This window comes from Mesorhizobium sp. M5C.F.Ca.IN.020.29.1.1, assembly GCF_003997375.1.
In the GTDB taxonomy this organism is placed as follows: Bacteria; Pseudomonadota; Alphaproteobacteria; order Rhizobiales; family Rhizobiaceae; genus Mesorhizobium; species Mesorhizobium wenxiniae.
Genome location: NZ_RZSW01000058.1, coordinates 1 through 18,343 on the forward strand (window position 1 = coordinate 1; position 18,343 = coordinate 18,343).

General features: G+C 61.4%; 14 protein-coding genes. 7 read left to right on the forward strand and 7 right to left on the reverse strand.

Going from position 1 to position 18,343, the window contains the following annotated elements; all coding sequences use genetic code 11:
• The 7 genes from EOA85_RS07535 to EOA85_RS07565 form a co-directional block, all read right to left on the reverse strand.
• On the reverse strand, positions 1-830 hold an 830-nt coding region (locus EOA85_RS07535), incomplete at its 3' end, for a DUF6600 domain-containing protein (protein WP_348627884.1).
• Between the two features lie 621 nt (positions 831-1,451).
• Entirely contained in the window at positions 1,452-2,201 is a 750-nt protein-coding gene (locus EOA85_RS07540) for a ribonuclease activity regulator RraA (RefSeq protein ID WP_127208928.1), read from the reverse strand.
• A 23-nt stretch (positions 2,202-2,224) separates the two neighbouring features.
• Positions 2,225-3,388 (reverse strand): mandelate racemase/muconate lactonizing enzyme family protein, encoded by a 1,164-nt coding sequence (locus tag EOA85_RS07545; protein ID WP_127208929.1) that lies wholly within the window; start codon positions 3,386-3,388, stop codon positions 2,225-2,227.
• Between the two features lie 32 nt (positions 3,389-3,420).
• A complete protein-coding gene (locus tag EOA85_RS07550; protein WP_127208930.1) occupies positions 3,421-4,518 on the reverse strand; it encodes an ABC transporter ATP-binding protein in 1,098 nt (365 codons plus the stop codon).
• A 10-nt stretch (positions 4,519-4,528) separates the two neighbouring features.
• Complete coding sequence (locus tag EOA85_RS07555; RefSeq protein WP_127208931.1) at positions 4,529-5,419, reverse strand: carbohydrate ABC transporter permease; 891 nt, start codon at positions 5,417-5,419, stop codon at positions 4,529-4,531.
• On the reverse strand, positions 5,416-6,375 hold the full coding sequence (locus EOA85_RS07560; RefSeq protein WP_127208932.1) for a sugar ABC transporter permease: 960 nt from the start codon (positions 6,373-6,375) through the stop codon (positions 5,416-5,418). The genes EOA85_RS07555 and EOA85_RS07560 overlap by 4 nt, the downstream gene beginning before the upstream one ends.
• Positions 6,376-6,441: 66 nt before the next feature.
• The gene (locus EOA85_RS07565) at positions 6,442-7,920 is read right to left on the reverse strand and encodes a sugar ABC transporter substrate-binding protein (RefSeq protein ID WP_127208933.1); all 1,479 of its coding nucleotides are present in this window, start codon (positions 7,918-7,920) and stop codon (positions 6,442-6,444) included.
• Positions 7,921-8,132: 212 nt separating this feature from the next.
• Between EOA85_RS07565 and EOA85_RS07570 the strand changes: the two genes are divergently transcribed.
• From EOA85_RS07570 to EOA85_RS07600, 7 genes are all read left to right on the forward strand, one after another.
• Positions 8,133-8,843 (forward strand): GntR family transcriptional regulator, encoded by a 711-nt coding sequence (locus EOA85_RS07570; RefSeq protein WP_127208934.1) that lies wholly within the window; start codon positions 8,133-8,135, stop codon positions 8,841-8,843.
• A 58-nt stretch (positions 8,844-8,901) separates the two neighbouring features.
• Positions 8,902-10,068 carry a mandelate racemase/muconate lactonizing enzyme family protein gene (locus EOA85_RS07575; protein WP_127208939.1) on the forward strand — a complete coding sequence of 389 codons (1,167 nt, stop codon included), beginning with the start codon at positions 8,902-8,904 and terminating at the stop codon, positions 10,066-10,068.
• A gap of 63 nt (positions 10,069-10,131) precedes the next feature.
• Positions 10,132-11,493: a mandelate racemase/muconate lactonizing enzyme family protein gene (locus EOA85_RS07580; protein WP_127208935.1), complete on the forward strand. Its 1,362-nt coding sequence runs from the start codon at positions 10,132-10,134 to the stop codon at positions 11,491-11,493.
• A gap of 16 nt (positions 11,494-11,509) precedes the next feature.
• Positions 11,510-12,709 (forward strand): mandelate racemase/muconate lactonizing enzyme family protein, encoded by a 1,200-nt coding sequence (locus EOA85_RS07585; RefSeq protein WP_127208936.1) that lies wholly within the window; start codon positions 11,510-11,512, stop codon positions 12,707-12,709.
• A gap of 285 nt (positions 12,710-12,994) precedes the next feature.
• Positions 12,995-16,411, forward strand: a complete 3,417-nt coding sequence (locus EOA85_RS07590) for an AAA family ATPase (protein WP_245485636.1) — start codon at positions 12,995-12,997, stop codon at positions 16,409-16,411.
• A 25-nt stretch (positions 16,412-16,436) separates the two neighbouring features.
• Positions 16,437-17,744 (forward strand): extracellular solute-binding protein, encoded by a 1,308-nt coding sequence (locus tag EOA85_RS07595; protein ID WP_127208940.1) that lies wholly within the window; start codon positions 16,437-16,439, stop codon positions 17,742-17,744.
• A 129-nt stretch (positions 17,745-17,873) separates the two neighbouring features.
• Positions 17,874-18,161, forward strand: a complete 288-nt coding sequence (locus EOA85_RS07600) for a hypothetical protein (protein WP_127208938.1) — start codon at positions 17,874-17,876, stop codon at positions 18,159-18,161.
• Positions 18,162-18,343: the final 182 nt, after the last annotated feature.

Genomic DNA, 18,343 nt, shown 5'->3' on the forward strand with positions numbered 1-18,343 from the left:
TCTTTGAGCTCAGCTGGTTTGGCATCGGGATCGGCCTTGACTTCACCTTCAAAGACCGTGACCGTATTCTTTTCCAATTTGCCGGCCTGCTCGGGCGTCTCGGTGTCGCTGACTTCGACGACAGTCACCTGCTGGTTCGTCTCCTTCTCGATCACATCAACATCAATGACTTTGTTGATCACCACGTTGTTCTGGATCGTCACGTCGCCGGCCGGCTCGGCCGCCTCGACAATGCGCACAAACTCCGGCTCATCACGGATAACGACGACAGAAATGTCCTCAGCAAGGAATTCGCGGGTGGGGACCACGACCCAGTAAAAATCCGGCGTGGTGTCGAATGTCACCTCGATTGAAATCAAATCGGGATCGCGGCGCGGCGGCAGCGGAGCCCAGATCATGTGCTCCCTGTCACGCCGCCAGCTCACCCATGCTGGCGCCCAACGAGTGCCGGGAACCCAGTACCAGCCGATGTCGTCGGCATAGCCCCACCGGCCGTAATGGTAGGTCGCCCAGCCGAACGGCTCGTCGGACACCCAGAGCCAGCCATATTGCTCGGTATAGACCCAGTGTCCAAGGGTATACGGACGCCAATCGTCAGGTACATCGACCGGGACGAAAACGGTCGCTCCGTGGTAGGAAACCCAATCACCATGGGAAGACAGGTCATCGTAGAATGTGCTGATCGAAATGGAAACATCGGTGGCGGCCCTCGCCTCGGACACAAGCGACAATGGCGCAACCGGGTTGGGAATCTCGACGACCGTGAGCAGGCAGGCGGTTACGCCGCCCAGCATCAGCCGTACAGCGGTTTGGGCAAGGACGCGTTTCATCCTAGTCTTCCTCCGAAACAGATCGCCCTTCCTCTTGGAAACCTCGCCGGCTGTCGGATTGTTCCACTTGCTAGTGATGCCCGCATCTGCTCACACACCGGCTTGGCATCACACGATGGTACCCACCCCTATCAGCGCAAACAGCACACATCGGCGCATTGCTGCCTGGCAGCCTCGGGCCGAAAGCAGTCAGCCCGCGCTCTGGAATATAGCCACGAAAAGCGGGCAAGCTGACATCTGCGCGGACAAAACCTAGGTTGCACCGAAGCAGCGGGGCAACCTGCACCCCTGCGCCCGCGCGAAATTGCACGAACACTATCCGGTTGTTCAAAACCGTTTCTGGGCGCCCGATTGAACCGGTGCGGATCGGCGCCACACCAAGAGGGCATCGACTCCGCCCTCAAGCAGCGATGGACACCATGGTCCGCGGCTGACCTTCACGACCGAGCTTTTCTCGACGCGCTCCGCGTAGTCGAGATACTGCGTCCGGGAAAGCTTCTGACCGGGCTCCGGATTGACGGGCAGCCTGTAGAGTTATTCGCGGCATTTGTTGAGGCCTTTTGCGTAGACGCCGGCGTTACCGCCAGAAGGTCTGCCGCCTGCCGCAGGGTAATCCATGCGCTAACTCGGGCCCTCCAAGCGGTTTGTTTTGCGCCACTCCTCGTACTCCCCACGGGCGTCGTCATGCAGCGGATAGTAGCGTTGCAACGGCCCGCCCTCCATGAGCTTCACTCGCGAGAACTCCTCCCAATCGTGATGCTTCTGTGATTCTTCGATTACCGTCGGGGCCATTGCGACAGGGAGCACCACCACCCCGTCGTCGTCGGCGACGATGATGTCACCGGGGATCACCGTGACACCGCCGCAGGCAATCGGAACGTTGACGGCATTGGGATAGATGCTGGTCTGCACATGATAATTTGGCGTCCAACCGCGCAGCCATAGGGGCAGATCGAGCTTTTCAACATTGGGCCGGTCGCGCATGCATCCATCGATGACGATGCCCGCGCCGCCCCTGCCCTTGAAATACGTCGACATCATATCGCCGAAGACGCCCGAGCTCATGTCGCCGCGCGCGTCGACCACGACTACATCGCCCTCCTGTGCGTGATAAAGCACGTGCCGATGCAGCTGCGTCTCTGGATCGGCGTATTCTCCCTCGGTGAATAGGTCTGGCCGCTGTGGCATGAACTGCAGCGTCAGCGCCGGCCCGACGATCGACTTCCCGTGGTTCTGCGCCACCGGTCCGACCATGTGCGGATTGCGAAAACCCATGTGGCCAAGCGTGCCGGCAACCGTCGCGGCGCCGATCTCCCTTAGCGCGTCGATCAGGTGTTTTGGCGGCCGCGTGATGTCGGGAGCATGTGTCATCGTGGACTCCGGTTGAAAGAGAACTACCAGTTCGTAACAGAACCGTCGCGGCGCTTCAGGTGAGGTGCTTCCCAAAAACGAAAGCTCGCCGCCTGGATCGCCTCCTCGTTGACCTCGACGCCGAGCCCCGGCAGATCGCCAACCGGATAGTTGGTCCCGTCGAGCCGTGGTTGCACGGGGAAGAAGTCGGAATTGTCGAAGCCCAGCTTTGTTTCGGGTTCCCTGGTCTCGAGCCAGGCGAAGTTGGGTACCGCGGCGGCGAGATGCACGGTCGCGGCCGTGCACACCGGACCAAGGGGATTGTGCGGCATCAGATCCACATAGTGCGCCTCGCTCCAGCCAGCGACTTTCATCGCCTCGGTAAGCCCGCCGACATTGCAAACATCGAGCCGGTTGAACTGGTGGATGCCACGCTCGATGTAGGGCAGGAACTGCCACTTGCTGGCAAATTCCTCGCCGATGGCAAAGGGGATGTCGGTCATTGTACGTAGGGATTCGTAGGCCTCCGGTGCCTCGTCTCGTATCGGCTCTTCGACGAAATCAAGCACGCCGCGGCCGAGCTTATTGCAGAAGCTCGCCGCCTCGGCCACCGACAGCCGATGATGATAATCGATGCCGAGGACGACGTCGTCGCCCAGCGCCTCGCGCGCCTTGTTAAGCATACCCGAGGTAGCGCCGATCGACTCGCGCGGCTCGAAGATCTCCCTGCTGTTTTGCCCGGCGGGGAAGAAGCGGATCGCCTGCCAGCCCTGTGCGCGCAGCTCGCGGGCTCGTTCGATGGCAACGTCGCCTTCGGCCTCGTCTCCGGTCGAGGCGAAGGTGGGGATGCGGTCGCGCTGCTTGCCGCCTAGCAGCTCGTAGACCGGCACTCCCAGCGCCTTGCCCTTGATGTCGTGAAGGGCGATGTCGATGGCGGAAATCGCCGCCTGCAGAACTCGTCCGCCTTCGAAGTACTGGCTGCGATAAACCTCCTGCCAGATGCGGCCCATCTGCATCGGGTCGCGGCCGATGAGAAACTCGCGATAGTGCTCAACCGCGCCGGCCACCGCTTTCTCGCGACCACTCAAGCCGCTCTCACCCCAGCCGAAGATGCCTTGGTCGGTGTCGACCTTGACGAGCATCTGGTTGCGCGTTCCTACCCACACTGGATAGGGCTTGATCGCGGTGATCTTAAGCTTCGTAATCATCCACGCCACGTTCCAAACGCATCCACCCTGTCTCAGTTGGCCTTGAGGGCCATTTCGGTTTGGCCGTCGAACAGATGCATCCGCTCCTGGTCGAACTCGAGCCAGATCTGTTCATCGGGCGCGACGGCAATGTTCGGCGGCACGCTGACGTTGACGATGGCGCCGGACAGGAACGCCTGCACGAAGGTGACGTCTCCGGTCGGCTCCACCGTGTAGGCCTTGGCCGGAATGGCACCGGGGACCGCGCCCTTGCGCAGCTTGATCGTCGAGTGACGCGCGCCGAGCACGACTTTCTTGGTCGTTGCCCTTGCGACCTTCTGGGCGTTGCGCGGCGAGAGCTCAAAGCTCCAGCCCTCCGCGCCGGTCAACACAGAGTTGCCGTTTGCCGTCGATGCCTCCAGCGGAATAAGGCTCATCGCCGGGCTGCCGATGAAGCTGGCGACGAACATGTTGACGGGATGGGCAAAGACCCGCGCCGGTGAATCGTATTGCTGCAGGTAGCCGCCGTTCATCACCGCCATCTTGTCGGCCATGGTTACGGCTTCGAGCTGGTCGTGCGTCACATAGATGATCGTCGCCTTGAGGTCTTGGTGGAAGCGCTTGATCTCCGACCGCATCTGCACGCGCAGTTTGGCGTCGAGGTTAGAGAGCGGCTCGTCCATGAGGAACACGGCGGGGTCGCGGACAAGCGCACGGCCCAGGGCCACCCGCTGCTGCTGCCCGCCCGAAAGTTCGCGTGGCTTGCGCTCGAGCAGGTGCGTCATGTCGAGCACTCGCGCCGCTTCCTTGACCTTCTTGTCGATCTCGTCCCTGGGCAGTTTGCGCATCTGCAGCGGGAACGCCAGGTTCTTGTAAACCGATTTCTGCGGATAGAGCGCGTAGTTCTGGAACACCATTGCGATGTCCCGGTCCTTGGGGTCGAGGTCATTGACCACCCGGTCCCCGATGACGATGTCGCCCGATGTGATCGGGATCAGCCCCGCGACGAGATTGAGCGTGGTTGTCTTGCCGCAGCCTGAAGGGCCGACGAGCGCAACGAACTCGCCGTCATTGACCGTCAGCGAGACGTCGTTGACAGCTTTGAAGCTGCCATAAGTCTTGACGAGATCTTTGAGGACCACGTGGGCCATCGGCAACTCCCTAGTGCTTGACCGCGCCTTCTGTAAGGGCGCGTACGAAGTATCGTTGCAGGACGAGGAACAGCACCACGACGGGCACGCTCATCATAAAGCTGGCCGCCATCAGGCCCGGAAAGTCCGTCGTATTCTCTGAGAAGAAGCGCTGGATGCCGACCGGCAGTGTCAACTGGTCGTTCTTGGTGAGGAAGGTGTAGGCGTAGATGTACTCGTTCCACGCGCCGATGAACGAATAGATCGCGGTGGCGATGATCCCCGGCGTCGAGAGCGGCATCACAATCAAGATGAAGGCCTGGAACCGCGTTGCCCCATCGATGCGCGCCGCCTGCTCGAGCTGCACCGGAATGTTGTCGTAAAAGCCCTTGAGCAACCAGATCGCCAGCGGCAGGCCGAAGGTGAGATAGGTGAGAATCAGCGAGCCATGCGTGTTCATCAACCCGAGCAGGCGCATCAGGATGAACAGCGGCACGAGAAAGATCACAGCCGGGAACATGTTGCGCAGCAGCACGGCGAAGAACAGGAAGTTCCGGCCGGGGAAACTGAAGCGCGAAAACGCGTAGGCCGCAGGGACGGCGACGATCACCGAGAGGATTGTCGTGACGGTCGACACGAAAAGGCTGTTCCAGAAGAAGCGGAGGAAGTCCTGGCCGACGCTGTTCTGGGGATCGAGTAGCTTCTCGTAGCTGGCGAGGGTAGGTTCGTCCGGCCACCATTGCGGCGGGAATTGCATCGCCGCGAACCCGGACTTGATCGAGGTGATCAGCATCCAGATCATCGGCACCGCGGTGTAAAGCAGCATGAACACGAGGAAGATGCGCCCGGCCCACCGCCATCCGTCGACGCGCATGCGGCGACGGCTCAGGCCTCGAGGGGCTGTCTTGGCAGTCGTGCTCATGCGCTCCCCTCTTTCCGCTCATTGCCGCTTAGCGCACGGACGTAGAAGTAGCCGAGCGTCATCAGGATGAGGAACAGGAGCACCGAATAGGCAGATGCCACGCCCCAGCGCTGTCGCCCGAAGGCAAGCTCATAAATGTGGGTGATCCAGATATGCGATGCGTTGGAGGGCCCGCCGCCGGTCATGATCCAGGGGATGATGAAGGAATTGAAGTTGGCCACCGCGAGCAGCAGGATCGTCACCGTCGAGACGTTGCGCAAGTGCGGGAAGGTGACGTGCCAGAAGCGCTGCCAGGCGCTGGCGCCGTCGACCTGCGCGGCGCGCAGCAACTGCTCGGGCACGGTCTGCAGGCCGGCCATCATCATGATCATGGCGAACGGAAACTCGCGCCAGATATTGACGACGATCAGGGAAGGCAGCACCGTGCTGACGCTGTCGATAAAATTCGGCGGTCGGTCGGCCAATCCGAGGCCGACCAGCACCGCACCGATGATCCCGAAGTCCGAATGATAGATCCACTTCCAAATATAGGAGGCGGCGACCGCGCTGATGACCCAGGGAATGATCAGGGTTGCGCGCAGGACACCGCGGCCGATAAAGGCGCGGTGGAGCGCCAGCGCGGTGGCAAACCCCAGGACAAAGGAGATCAAAGTGGATCCCAGTGTCCAGATCAGAGTGTTCCAGGTGACTTTCCAGAACACCTCACTGGTGAGGATGGCCGTGTAGTTGTCGAAACCTATGAAGGTCTTGTCGCGAAGTTGTAGGCCAGGCGGCGTCTTAAAGAACGACAGCTCGATCGTGTAGTAGATCGGATAGGCGATGACGATGAGCATCACGGCGATCGCAGGGAGCACGTACGCGTAGTCAGCGCGATGATCCCATATTTTCCGTAGCACGCCGGACCTACCGGATTGCAATCTTCGGCGAGCCTCGGCCTTGCCGGTCACGATCGTCACTGTGGCGCGCCCTTATTTCTTCTGAACGAACCGGCTGCACTATCGGTGCAGCCGGTCAGGCTTGGACTAGAGTCCGCCCATCAGGTCTCTTACCTTCTTGGCCGCGTCGTCCGCTGCCTGGTCGACGGTCATCGCACCGGTCAGGGCATTCTGCAGCATGTCCGGGACGATGATGTTCATGATCTCGGGGGCCTGCGGCAGCGCTGGGAACGGGATGCCATATGGTAGCATCGAGGTCGTCACATCGAGGAACTTGATGTTGTCTAGGCGTTCCTTCATCCATTTGGTCTTGAAGCCGTTAAGGTTGCCCGGGTTCGAGCCGGCGTAGGCCATCTTCAGCGACCATTCAGGGCTTGTCCACATGCAGATGATAGCCTTTGCAGCTGGCTCGTCGACCTTACCGCCCTCGACATATTCAGGCTTCAGAATGTGAATGTTCGAGCCGCCGAACACGACTGCGCGCTTGCCGTCGGGGCCAGTGGGAATCAGGCCGTAGCGCATGTTGTCGATGACGGTCTGCGCCTTATCCTTGTCGGCGCCCGTCGCCTTCTTCTGCAGGTCGAGCATGACGTCGTAGTCGGAAGGATGCGAGATCATCATGCCGAGCTGGCCGGCGAGGAACAGGGGCTGGTTATCGGCCTGCTGGTTGGTGAGTGCCGAAACCGGAACCGACTTGTCGCGAACATACATGTCGTACGAGGCTTGCAGCGCGGCCTTGCTCTGCGGGCTATCGAGCTTGACCTGCTCATAGGTCGGGTTCGGGGTGGCTTCGTCGAAGACGCCGCCGCCATAGGCCCACAGCTGCGGCATGAAACGGTACGGCGTATTGCCGGCATTCTTGCGAGCCACGAGGCCGTAACCGGCAATGCCGAGCTTGTCGTGGATCTGCTTGGAATACTTGACGACGTCGTCCCAGGTTGCCGGAGCCTTGTCCGGATCGAGGCCCGCACGCTTGAAGATGTCGGCGTTCCAGATGAACGCCATCGTCTCGTTGTTGGTTGGAATGCCGTAGGTCACCCCTTCCCAGGTCACGGCCTTCATGGCGCCGGGCCAGAAGTCCTCGGTGGAATACCCCACATCCTCGGGTTTGAGCGGCTCCAGATAGCCTTTTGAGGCGAACTCGGTACCACCCAGGATTTGCAGGCGGACCGCCATCGGCGCGGCATTGCCCAGGAGCGCCGTGCGGAACTTGTCAAGAAGGTCGTTATAGGTGAGGGCCTGTTCCTCGAGCTGGATGTTCGGATAGGTCTTGCGGAAGGTCTCGAAGAAATCCTTGTAGTACTGGCGCAAAAGGTCGGGGTCGCCCTCGAACACGCCCTGATACCAGAAAGTCAGTCGCCCCTTGTAGTCGAGGGGGGTGACCTTGGCGCAATCGGCCGCCGTGTCAAAATCCTGTGTGCCTGCAATGGAGCGCACATATTCCGGCGACCACTTGCTGAGGTCGACCGGCGGCGCTCCCAGCGCCGAAGTGGACATCAGCGATGCCATCAAAGCAGTGGCGACAGTGCCGCGCAGGACCGCACTGCCGAGCGTAATCCTCGTCATAGGTATCCTCCCTGTTTCTCCATGCCGCCCTGCGCCGAGGCAAAGCGGTCTAGCTCGTTCGACCGCGGGACGCCTTTCTGTTCTATGTATCCCTTCGATCATTTTGTACGTTTTCAGATCGTGGATTGCCTGTCAACGCGTTGGATCGTACATTGTTTGTGAAAACCGTGTGTGATATCGGCAGGGGTATCTATTGATTAGGGGAGCCGGCCTTGGCCGAAATAGGTGATTTTAAAGCCAAGCCACCGGTGGAGACTGACCCCATGGGGGCCTCCAGCGAAGGCGCCTCGCTTTATGAACTGATCAGGGAAGACATCATTGAGGGACGGCTCGCCGCCAACGAACGGCTTGTGGTTACCGATCTCGCCCGGCGTCACGGCACCTCGACCAACCCCGTGCGCGAGGCCCTGCAGCTCTTGCGCGGGGAGGGTTTTGTCATCTTTCTTCCCAACCGCGGGGCGCGCGTCCGACCCATAGATCAGGATTTTGTCCGGGATATCTATGAAATCGGTGTTTTGATTGAGCCGGCCCTGACGCGATGGTTTGTGAATATGGCGACCGGCGAGGACATCGCCGAACTCGAACGTCTCCAGGGCCTGATTGAAGAGAACAACTTCGCCGACACCTTCAGGCACAGTGAGCTTGATACCGCTTTCCACACCGTGATGTACCAGCGGCACTATAACCGCCATGCCGCCGAACTTTGGTGGAAGCATCGCGAAGTGCTGCGAGCCGTCAGCCGGCGTTTCAATTTCACGCTCGCGCGGCGTGCCGCGATCATTCGCGAGCACCGCGAACTCATCGCGCACGTAAAAGCGGGAGAAGCCGACAAGGCGGCCGAACTCGTTTCCCGCCATGTCGAGGGTTCCGGCCGGCATATTCTCGAACAGATGCGTGCGCGCAACGCCGCTCGGGCCGGATAGGAACGAAGGTCCAGTCTCGAACATCGTTAGCCTGACCATTTCAGATAAAGGAATTGAGATGAAAATCACGAGCATTCGGCCATGGCTGATCAAGTCCGATGCTTCTTATTGGGGAGAGTTCCTGTTCGTCGAAGTGACGACCAACGAGGGGGTGAGTGGCTGGGGAGAGATCACCACCACTACAAAGCTCGCCAACCGCGCTCTCTGCACGATCCTGCGGCAGATCGGTGTCGCCGTGACCGGCGAGGATCCAGCGGGTATCGAGCATCTCTGGCACAAGATTTTTCGCAGCTTCACCTACATGGGCAGCCGCGGCGCCGCCGTCGAATGCGTGAGCGCCATCGATATAGCCCTCTGGGATATCCGGGGCAAAGTCCTCGGTAAGCCGATTTACGAGCTGCTGGGCGGACCAGTACGCGATGAAATAGCGCTCTACACCCATCCCAACCAGGCCAAATTCACCAGCAAGGAGGCTGTGGTCCGCGAAATTCTAGACATCGTCGAGTCCGGACACACCGCGCTCAAGTTCGATCCGTACCCCCACCAGGGCCGCAGCGCCGATGGCCTGCCCCGCGAACAGCGGGACGGCTACCTCGATGGCAGCATGACCCGCAAGGACGAGCGCGAAGCCGCCGAACTCACGGCTCTGATCCGCGAAACGGCGGGGCCCGATGTAGACATTCTCATCGATGCGCATGGCCGCTTCGACGTTCCCACCGCCATTCGCCTCTGTCGGAGCCTCGAGGAAGCCGGCCAGATCGATTGGTTTGAGGAGCCCTGCCCGCCCGAGAGCCTCAACGCCCTCAAGCAGGTGCGTGAAAAGATCAGTGCCGCCATCTCGTGGGGCGAGCGCGGCCACACGAAGTGGGATTTCGTGCCGGTACTCGAGAACAGGCTCGCTGACTACATCATGCCGGACGTCACTTGGACTGGCGGCATTACCGAACTCAAGAAGATTTCTGCCCTATGCGAAGCCTACTACGTCCCGGTCTCGCCACATGACGCCGCGGGACCGATCAACGTGGTTGCGGGAGCGCAGGTGATGATGACCGTTCCTAACTTCTACAAGCTCGAAACCTCGGAGTGGAACCTGGGCAAATACGATCACCTCATCGACAGACCACTCGACAATTCGAACGGCAGCCTCAAGCTGACGTCGAAGCCTGGTCTCGGTATTGAGATGGACCGTGACTACCTGCAGGCCCACGAGATTGAGCTGGGCTAGCAACGCCCTATGCCGGCCCGGCGTGCGGGCGACAAGTCCCATCCACCAGAACGAGGATAAGTCATGGCAAAGACGGGTGGCGCCGACGAGGCGCTCAATCGGGTGAACGCGAATTCTAAGCCATCCCAGCTTCGCATCACCGACATGCGGGTAGCCGAAATCATCGGCGCGCCGTTCACCTCAACCCTGCTCAAGATTTACACCAACCAGGGCATCGTCGGACTTGGCGAGGTGCGCGACGGCGCCAGCGCCACCTACGCGCTGATGCTGAAGAGCCGGCTGCTTGGCGAGAACCCCTGCAACATCGACCGCCTGTTCCGCCGGATCAAACAGTTCGGCGGACACGGCCGGCAAGGCGGCGGCGTCTCGGCGATCGAAATCGCGTTGTGGGATCTCGCCGGCAAGGCCTATGGCGTGCCCATCTACCAGATGCTCGGCGGCAGGTTTCGGGACAAGGTGCGCCTCTATTGCGATACCGACGCTACCGTGCCGAGCGGCACCGAGACCGGCAAGCGCCTCAAGCAGCGCATGGCGCTCGGCTTCACGTTCCTCAAGATGGATCTGGGCCTGATGCAGATCGCGGATGTACCCGGTGCGGTCGTGTCTCCTGCCGGCTCACTTGAAGGGTACCGCGTCCAGCCCGGCCGCGGCCCGGTCAAGACTCTTGAAGAGCGGCGCGACCGCAACGCCGCCTACGATTTGCACAACGTCCCCCACCCGTTTACCGGCCTCCATTTTTCCGACAAGGGCCTCGACCTGCTTGAGCAGTACATTGCCGAGGTTCGCGACGTTATCGGCATGGATATTCCGCTCGCCATCGACCACGTCGGCCACATCTCGCTGCAGAACGGTATTCGCCTCGCCAGGCGGATTGAAAAATACGTGCCAGCCTGGCTCGAGGATGTGATCCCATGGCAGTACACCCAGCAGTATCGACAACTGCAGGACGCCACCACGGTGCCGATCTGCACCGGCGAGGACATCTACCTCAAGGAGGGCTTCGAACCTTTGCTCAAGAGCGGCGGCCTATCCGTTATCCACCCAGACCTGCTCACCAGCGGGGGCATTCTCGAGACCAAGAAGATCGGCGACATGGCGCAGGACCACGGCGTCGCTATGGCGATCCATATGGCAGAAAGTCCAATCGCCGCAATGGCCGCGGCACATGTCGCGACCGCGACCGAAAACTTCATGGCGCTCGAATACCACTCTGCCGATGTCGACTGGTGGGACGATATCGTCACCGGCGTTGCCAAGCCGCTCGTGAAAGACGGCTTTATCATTGTTCCCGACAAGCCGGGCCTGGGGATTGACGACCTCGTCGACGAGGTGATTTCGCAGCATCTGCAGCCGGGTGTCAGCGGCATCTGGCAGGCCACGGATCACTGGGACAACGAGTATTCCTGGGATCGCACCTGGAGCTGAGGCGAAAGAACCGAAGATGAAGATCACCGATCTCCGCTGTGCCGTCATCGGTAAACATCCCATCGTTCGTGTCGTCACCGACGAGGGCCTCTATGGCCTGGGCGAGGTCGAGTACACCAAGCCCTACCTCAAGCCCTGGGTCCTGCATTTTCGCGAGGCGCTGATCGGCGAGGACCCGACCGACGTCGAGCGCGTGATGCTGAAGATCCGCCAACGCGGCTCTTTCAAGCCATATGGCGCGGCAGTAAGCGCTATCGAGCATGCGCTGTGGGACATTGCCGGCAAGGCCGCAGGCGTGCCGGCCTACAAACTGCTCGGCGGCAAGGTGCGCGACAAGGTGCGCGTCTACAACGGCTCGATCCGCCAGAAACGCACGGGCGACCGGCCGGAGGATTACGCCGCTGACGTCAAATGGATGATGGAGCAGCCGCAGAACTTCTTCATGATCAAGCAAGGAATCTCGTTCCACTCAAACATGAAGGACACCATTGAGGGCTTCCATTACGGCGTGACGCAGAAGAAGGCCGGCTATCACGGTGCCATGGATCAAGGCGTGATCAGCGAGCGCGGTTTCAATCACATGCTCGACTGCGTGATCGCGATGAAGGAAGTGCTGGGCGACAAGGTCAGCCTGGCGCTCGACTGCGGCCCCGGCTGGATGCTGCCCGATGCGATTAAGTTTGCTCGCGCGGTCGAGAAGTACAATTTGATGTGGCTCGAGGACATGCTGACTGGCGACTATGTGCCGTGGGTCAATCCGCAGGCCTATCGGGAGCTGACCACCTCCACCTCGACGCCAATCCATACCGGCGAGCAGATCTACCTGCGCCATAATTTCAAGGAGCTGATCGAAACGCAGGCGGTCCGTATCATCGGTCCGGACCCGGCCGATATCGGTGGCATCGCCGAGCTGAAATGGGTAGCCGAGCACGCCCATATGCACTCGATCCTGATGGCGCCGCACGGCACGGCGAACGGCCTGCTCGGTCTCGGCGCGTTGATCAATGTCTGCGCCACCTTGCCCGCCAACTACATCGCCTTCGAATACCCGAGCGCCTCCGATCCCTGGTGGGAGGACCTCGTAATCGGCCTGCCGTCGCAGATCGTGAAGGACAGTATGGTGGACCTGCTGGAAGCGCCGGGGCTGGGCCTCGATATCGACGCAGAAGCAGCCAGGAGGTACCTCAGGGAAGAGGATGCGGGCTTCTTTGACTGAACCATCCTTCTTGCTCCACCCTGCACCACGTGGACCTCTTCACGCAAATTGGCATCCGGAATGACTGTTTCGGGCCCGGTAGCGGACTGACAGCTTCGGGTCTCGAATCTTCAAGAGCGACCTTCAGGTCGTCGTGATCTGACCCGGAGCTGCCGTTTGTCCCTCCTCAACGCGCGCCCTCTCTCACTGGCACCTGACGTTGCTATGGGCATAACGGCAAGGACGACTTAGCCTCCTGTTTGCGGTATAATGCTGACCAAACTTCCACCGCCTAGGGAGAAGGGCGTGGATATCGCGGCATGGCTGGCAAGCCTCGGACTGGGGGAATACGCCCCGGCCTTCCGCGACAATGACATCGATTTCGAGCTGCTGCCTAAGCTCACCACCGAGGACTTGACGGCCCTGGGGATCAGGTCCGTGGGGCATCGGCGCAAGCTGCTCAGCGCCATTTCGGCGCTCGCGGAGAATTCCTCCGCTCAGCCAGGGTCGACCCTGTCCACTCGTGAGGAGTTTGCGCAAGACGTCACCGACGACGACGTTGCAGCGCCACGAGCAGAGCGGCGGCAACTCACCGTCATGTTCGTCGACCTCGTCGGCTCGACCGCGCTGTCGCAGCGACTCGATCCTGAGGACATGCGCGAGGTGATCCTCAGCTACCAGCAGGCCGTGTCGCGCGAGATCGCGCGCTACGAGGGACGGGTCGCCAAGCTCATGGGCGACGGCGTGCTCGCCTATTTCGGCTGGCCGCGGGCGCATGAGGACGATGCCGAGCGCGCCGTGCGCGCGGGTCTCGCGGCCGCGACCGCGACCGGCCGACTGGGCGGCCCCGGCGGAGTGCCGCTCGCCGCGCGTGTCGGCATCGCCACCGGGCTGGTGATCGTCGGTGACCTGGTCGGCGAAGGCGCGGCGCAAGAGGAAGCCGTAGTCGGCGACACGCCCAATCTTGCAGCCCGGCTGCAAGCCGTCGCCGAGCCGGATTCTATAGTGGTCGCGGAGGCTACGCAAAGGTTGGTCGCCGGACTGTTCACAGCGACCGATCTTGGTGAACGGGAGCTCAAAGGCTTCACCGCTCCAGTGCGGTGCTGGCGCATCGTCGGCGAGACGGCGGCCGAGAGCCGCTTCGAAGCCCGGCACGCCGTGCTGACGCCTTTGGTCGGCCGGCACGAAGAGCTCGCCTTCCTAGCCGAACGGTGGCATCGCGCAACATCGGGACAAGGCCAGGTTCTCCTACTCACCGGCGAGGCTGGCATCGGCAAGTCTCGCCTGTTGGCCGCACTTGCCGCGCAGGTCGCCGCAGGGCCGCGTTCGGTACTGCGCTATTTCTGCTCGGCCCACTACACCAACAGCGCACTCCATCCGCTGATCTCGCATTTGGAAAGGGCGGCGGGCTTCGTGGGCGACGACAACGCCGACACGCGGTTCGACAAGCTCACGACGCTGCTTACCGGGATCGGCGCGGAGGCTGGCGAGGCCCTACCATTGCTGGCAACGCTGCTCTCGATCGATGCACGCGGGCGTTATCGTCCGCCGAAGTTGCCGGCGCCGGCGCTCAGGGCGCGCACGCTCGCAGCCTTGACGCGGCTGGTCGAGGCGTCGGCGACGAACGCTCCAGTGCTCGTACTCGTCGAGGACGCCCATTGGATCGACCCCACGACGGCCGAATGGCTGGAAGCGCTCGTTGAGCGGCTCTCGGACCTGCCGGTCCTGCTGGTGGTCACGGCGCGGCCGGAATTCGAGCCGCGCTGGAGGGCGCTGTCGTGTGTCGACACGCTGCAACTGGGGCGGCTCGAACCATGCGATGGCACGGCGATCATGGAGCGGGTGGCGGGCGGCAAGAAGCTGCCGCGCGACATCGCGGACCGCATCCTTGCTAACACGGAGGGGGTGCCGCTGTTCGTCGAGGAGCTGACGAAGACCGTGCTCGATTCCGACCTATTGGTCGAGGCGGGCGATCGCTATTTGGCGATCGGGCCGCTGCCGGCGATCGCCATCCCGTCGACATTGCAGGACTCGCTGATGGCAAGACTCGACCGGCTGTCACCGGTGAAGGAGACGGCGCAGATCGCCGCCTGCATCGGCCGCGTTTTCCGGCACCGGCTGCTCGCCGCAGTGAGTGGCGCCGGCCGAGGCCGGCTCGACGATGCGCTCAGCCAGTTGGAACAGGCGGAGCTGCTGTTCCGCAGCGGCGCGGCGTCGGAGGCGACCTACACATTCAAGCACGCGCTGGTCTGCGACACGGCTTACCAGAGCCTGTTGAGAAGCCGGCGCCAGCAGATCCATGCGAAGATTGCCTCCGCGCTGGAAGCTGAGTTTGCCGACGTCGCCGAGACCGAACCTGAGACCGTGGCGCAGCACTATACGATCGCCGGCCTGGTGGCTGAGGCCGCGTCGTGGTGGCTGAAAGCCGGGCAGCGGGCGATGACAAAGTCTGCCAACCGCGAAGCCGCGGCGCACTTCGGCAAAGGACTCGAGCTCGTTGTGACTTTGCCCGCTTCCGAGGCCCGTCTCAGACAGGAGCTGTCACTCTGGACGGCAATGGGCTCGGCGCTCATCTCCGCCAGGGGTTGGGGCGATCCCGAGGTCCTGCACTCTTTCTCGAAGGCACGGGAACTTGCCGAAAGGCTTGGCGATAAGACACAGCTGTTCGCCGCGGTCCGGGGCGAGAGCGCCTGCCGCACCATTTCGGGTCACCTGCGCGCCGCAAATGCGCTCGCCAACCAGTGCCTCACGCTCGGCATGGAACTCGCGCATGCTTCAGGCGATTCCGGCTACATGCTGGAAGCGCACCACCAGCTCTGGGGTGTCAACTTTTATCTCGGCAACTACAAGACCAGCGGGGTGCACGCCAGCCAGGGTATGGCCATCTACGACTACGAGAAGCATCGCCACCTAGCCTGGGGCTATACCGGGCATGATCCAGGCGTTTGCTGCCGGTCGTTCTCCGCACAGATGCTCTGCATTTGCGGCAAGCCGGATAAGGGGGTTCAGCAGTCAAGAGAAGCAGTCGCCCTCGCCGAGCGCGATTCGCACCCTGTTAGCCTGGCCCAGGCGCAGATGGCGCTCAGCGTCGTCCATCTCATGCGACGGGAGCCGCATGACGGGCGACTCTGGGCCGAAAAGGCGATCGCCGTATGCACCGAGTTCGCCATGCCCCTGCTGCTTGGGCAGGCTCGCGTGTTCTTCGGCTGGGCGCTCGGTGGTTTGGGGCAGTTGGACGAAGGCATTCGCCAGATGCGCGACGGGATCGCGGCGATCGCCGCGACCGGCGCCGACATGGGGATGGCTTACTACCTTTGCGCGCTCGCCCGCGCTTGCGGCGAGCGGGGCGAGGCAAGCGAAGGGCTTGCGCTGCTGGAGCAAGCGTTCGACACGCTCACCAAGTCTGGCTCCAGCTACCAGCTGCCCGAACTGTTGAGCGCCAAAGGAGAGCTCCTATCGCGCCTGGACCAAGGCGACGATGCTATCGAAGGCTCGTTCCGGCAGTCGCTGGCCGCCGCCCGCGAACAAGGTGCGAGACTGGCCGAACTGAGGGCTGCGCTTCGGCTTGCCCGACTTTGGTCCGATCGCGGACGCGAGAGCGAGGCGCGAGACCTGCTCGCACCCGCATATGCGGCGTTCAACGAGGGTTTCGGCACTTCCGATCTGGTTGAGGCAAAGAGCCTGCTGCAGAAGTTTTCACATCATCCGGCGGCGCAGCCATAGGCAGCAACAACCAGGGAGGACAACCATGCTCAAACAAACGTGCTATGGTCTGCTGGCCGGCGTAGTGCTAACGCTGGCCGGCACACCGGCTTCTGCCGCCGAGCTCACGATCTTCTGGGCAGAATGGGATCCTGCCAATTATCTGCAAGAACTCGTTACCGAATATGAGAGGCAGACGGGCGTCAAGGTAACAGTCGAAACAACGGCTTGGCCGGGCTTTCAGACCAAAGCCTTCGCCGAATTCAATGCCAGGGGCGATGCGTATGATATGGTCGTAGGCGACTCGCAGTGGCTCGGCGCCGGCTCGACTGGCGGCCACTATGTCGACCTCACCGACTTCTTCGCGAAGCACGATATCGCCGAGTTAATGGCTCCGGCCACGGTGAAGTTTTACTCCGAGTATCCTGGCGACAGCGGCAGATACTGGGCGGTCCCGCTCGAGGGCGACGCTATCGGTTGGGCCTTTCGCAAAGACTGGTTCGAGGATCCGAAGGAAATGGCCGACTTCCGAGCGAAGTACGGCTACGATCTCGCCGTGCCGAACACGTTCAAAGAGATGCGCGACATCGCTGAGTTCTTCTACCGGCCTGACCAGAAGAGATATGGCATCGCGATTTACACCGACAACTCATACGATGGGTTGGTCGGGGGCTTCGAAAGCGTGCTTTTCTCGTATGGCGGCGAGCTTGGCGACTATGCAACCTACGAGGTCGACGGTTTTATCAATTCCGACAGGGCCGTGGCCGCGCTCGAATTCTATCGGGAGCTGTACAAATTCACGCCTCCGGGCTGGGCCAACGCCAATTTCGGAGAGGAGAATCTGGCGATCACCGAAAGCCTGGCCGCGATGAGCATGAACTATTTCGCGTTCTTCCCATCGCTTACCAACGAGGCTAGCAATCGGAATGCCACCAACACCGGCTTCTTCGCCAACCCGGCCGGCCCGCAAGGCGATCAGTTCGCCCCCCTCGGGGGGCAGGGCATCTCGATCATCTCTTATTCGCAAAAGCAAGACGAAGCCCTCAAATTCCTCGAGTGGTTCATCAAGGACGAAACCCAGAAGAGGTGGTCGGAGCTCGGCGGCTACACCTGCAGTGCGGCTGTGCTGAAGTCGGATGCATTTCAGAACGCCACGCCGTACAACAGGGCCTTCTATGAGACCATGTTCAAGGTGAAGGACTTCTGGGCGGTCCCGGAGTACGCCGAATTACTGCAGCAGTTTAACCAGCGAGTCTATCCGTACGTGACGGGCGACCAAGGCACGGCCAGAGAGACGCTTGATGCCCTCGCCGCGGACTGGAACGCGACTTTCAAGAAGTACGGGCGCCAGTAGTCGGTGTGGTTATGGATGGGACGCCTCGCGTTTCACACCGACCATCGTGGAGATGCCGAACGCCCGCTTTGCGAAGGATTGTGTTGAAAAACTCAGTCTTGAAGTAGCATCGATCAACTGATTCACTCATTGCCAGCATCCGGAGAGTTTTGCGAATTCGCTACTGAACACCTTCCCGGCATTACCCCTATAAGGCCCGACGCATCGTTTCTGGTGTGGTTGGATGCCCGCGCGCTCGATCTCAAAGTGGGCGGAATCCAGAAGTTCTTTGTCAATCGTGCCGGGGTTAATTTGTACGACGGCCGCGTATATGGGCCCGGTGGCGAAGGGTTCATTCGCCTCAACGTCGGCTGTCCGCGCTCGCTGTTACTTCAGGGGCTGGAACGCATGTCTGCGGCGCTGACGATAAGCTCTTGAACCGGGCGGCAGCCCGTGGGGATAGCAGGTTCTTGCTCGGGATCAGGTGCAATCCGTTTTACCGCGCCTCATGCGCCACCGTAGCGTCCGCTTTTGGCGCCATGACCTCGACCAGCGGTCGCCCGCGATGTCAGCTTTCAGGAAACGGCGAACCTGCTCTATACGACCGAGATTGGTCAATA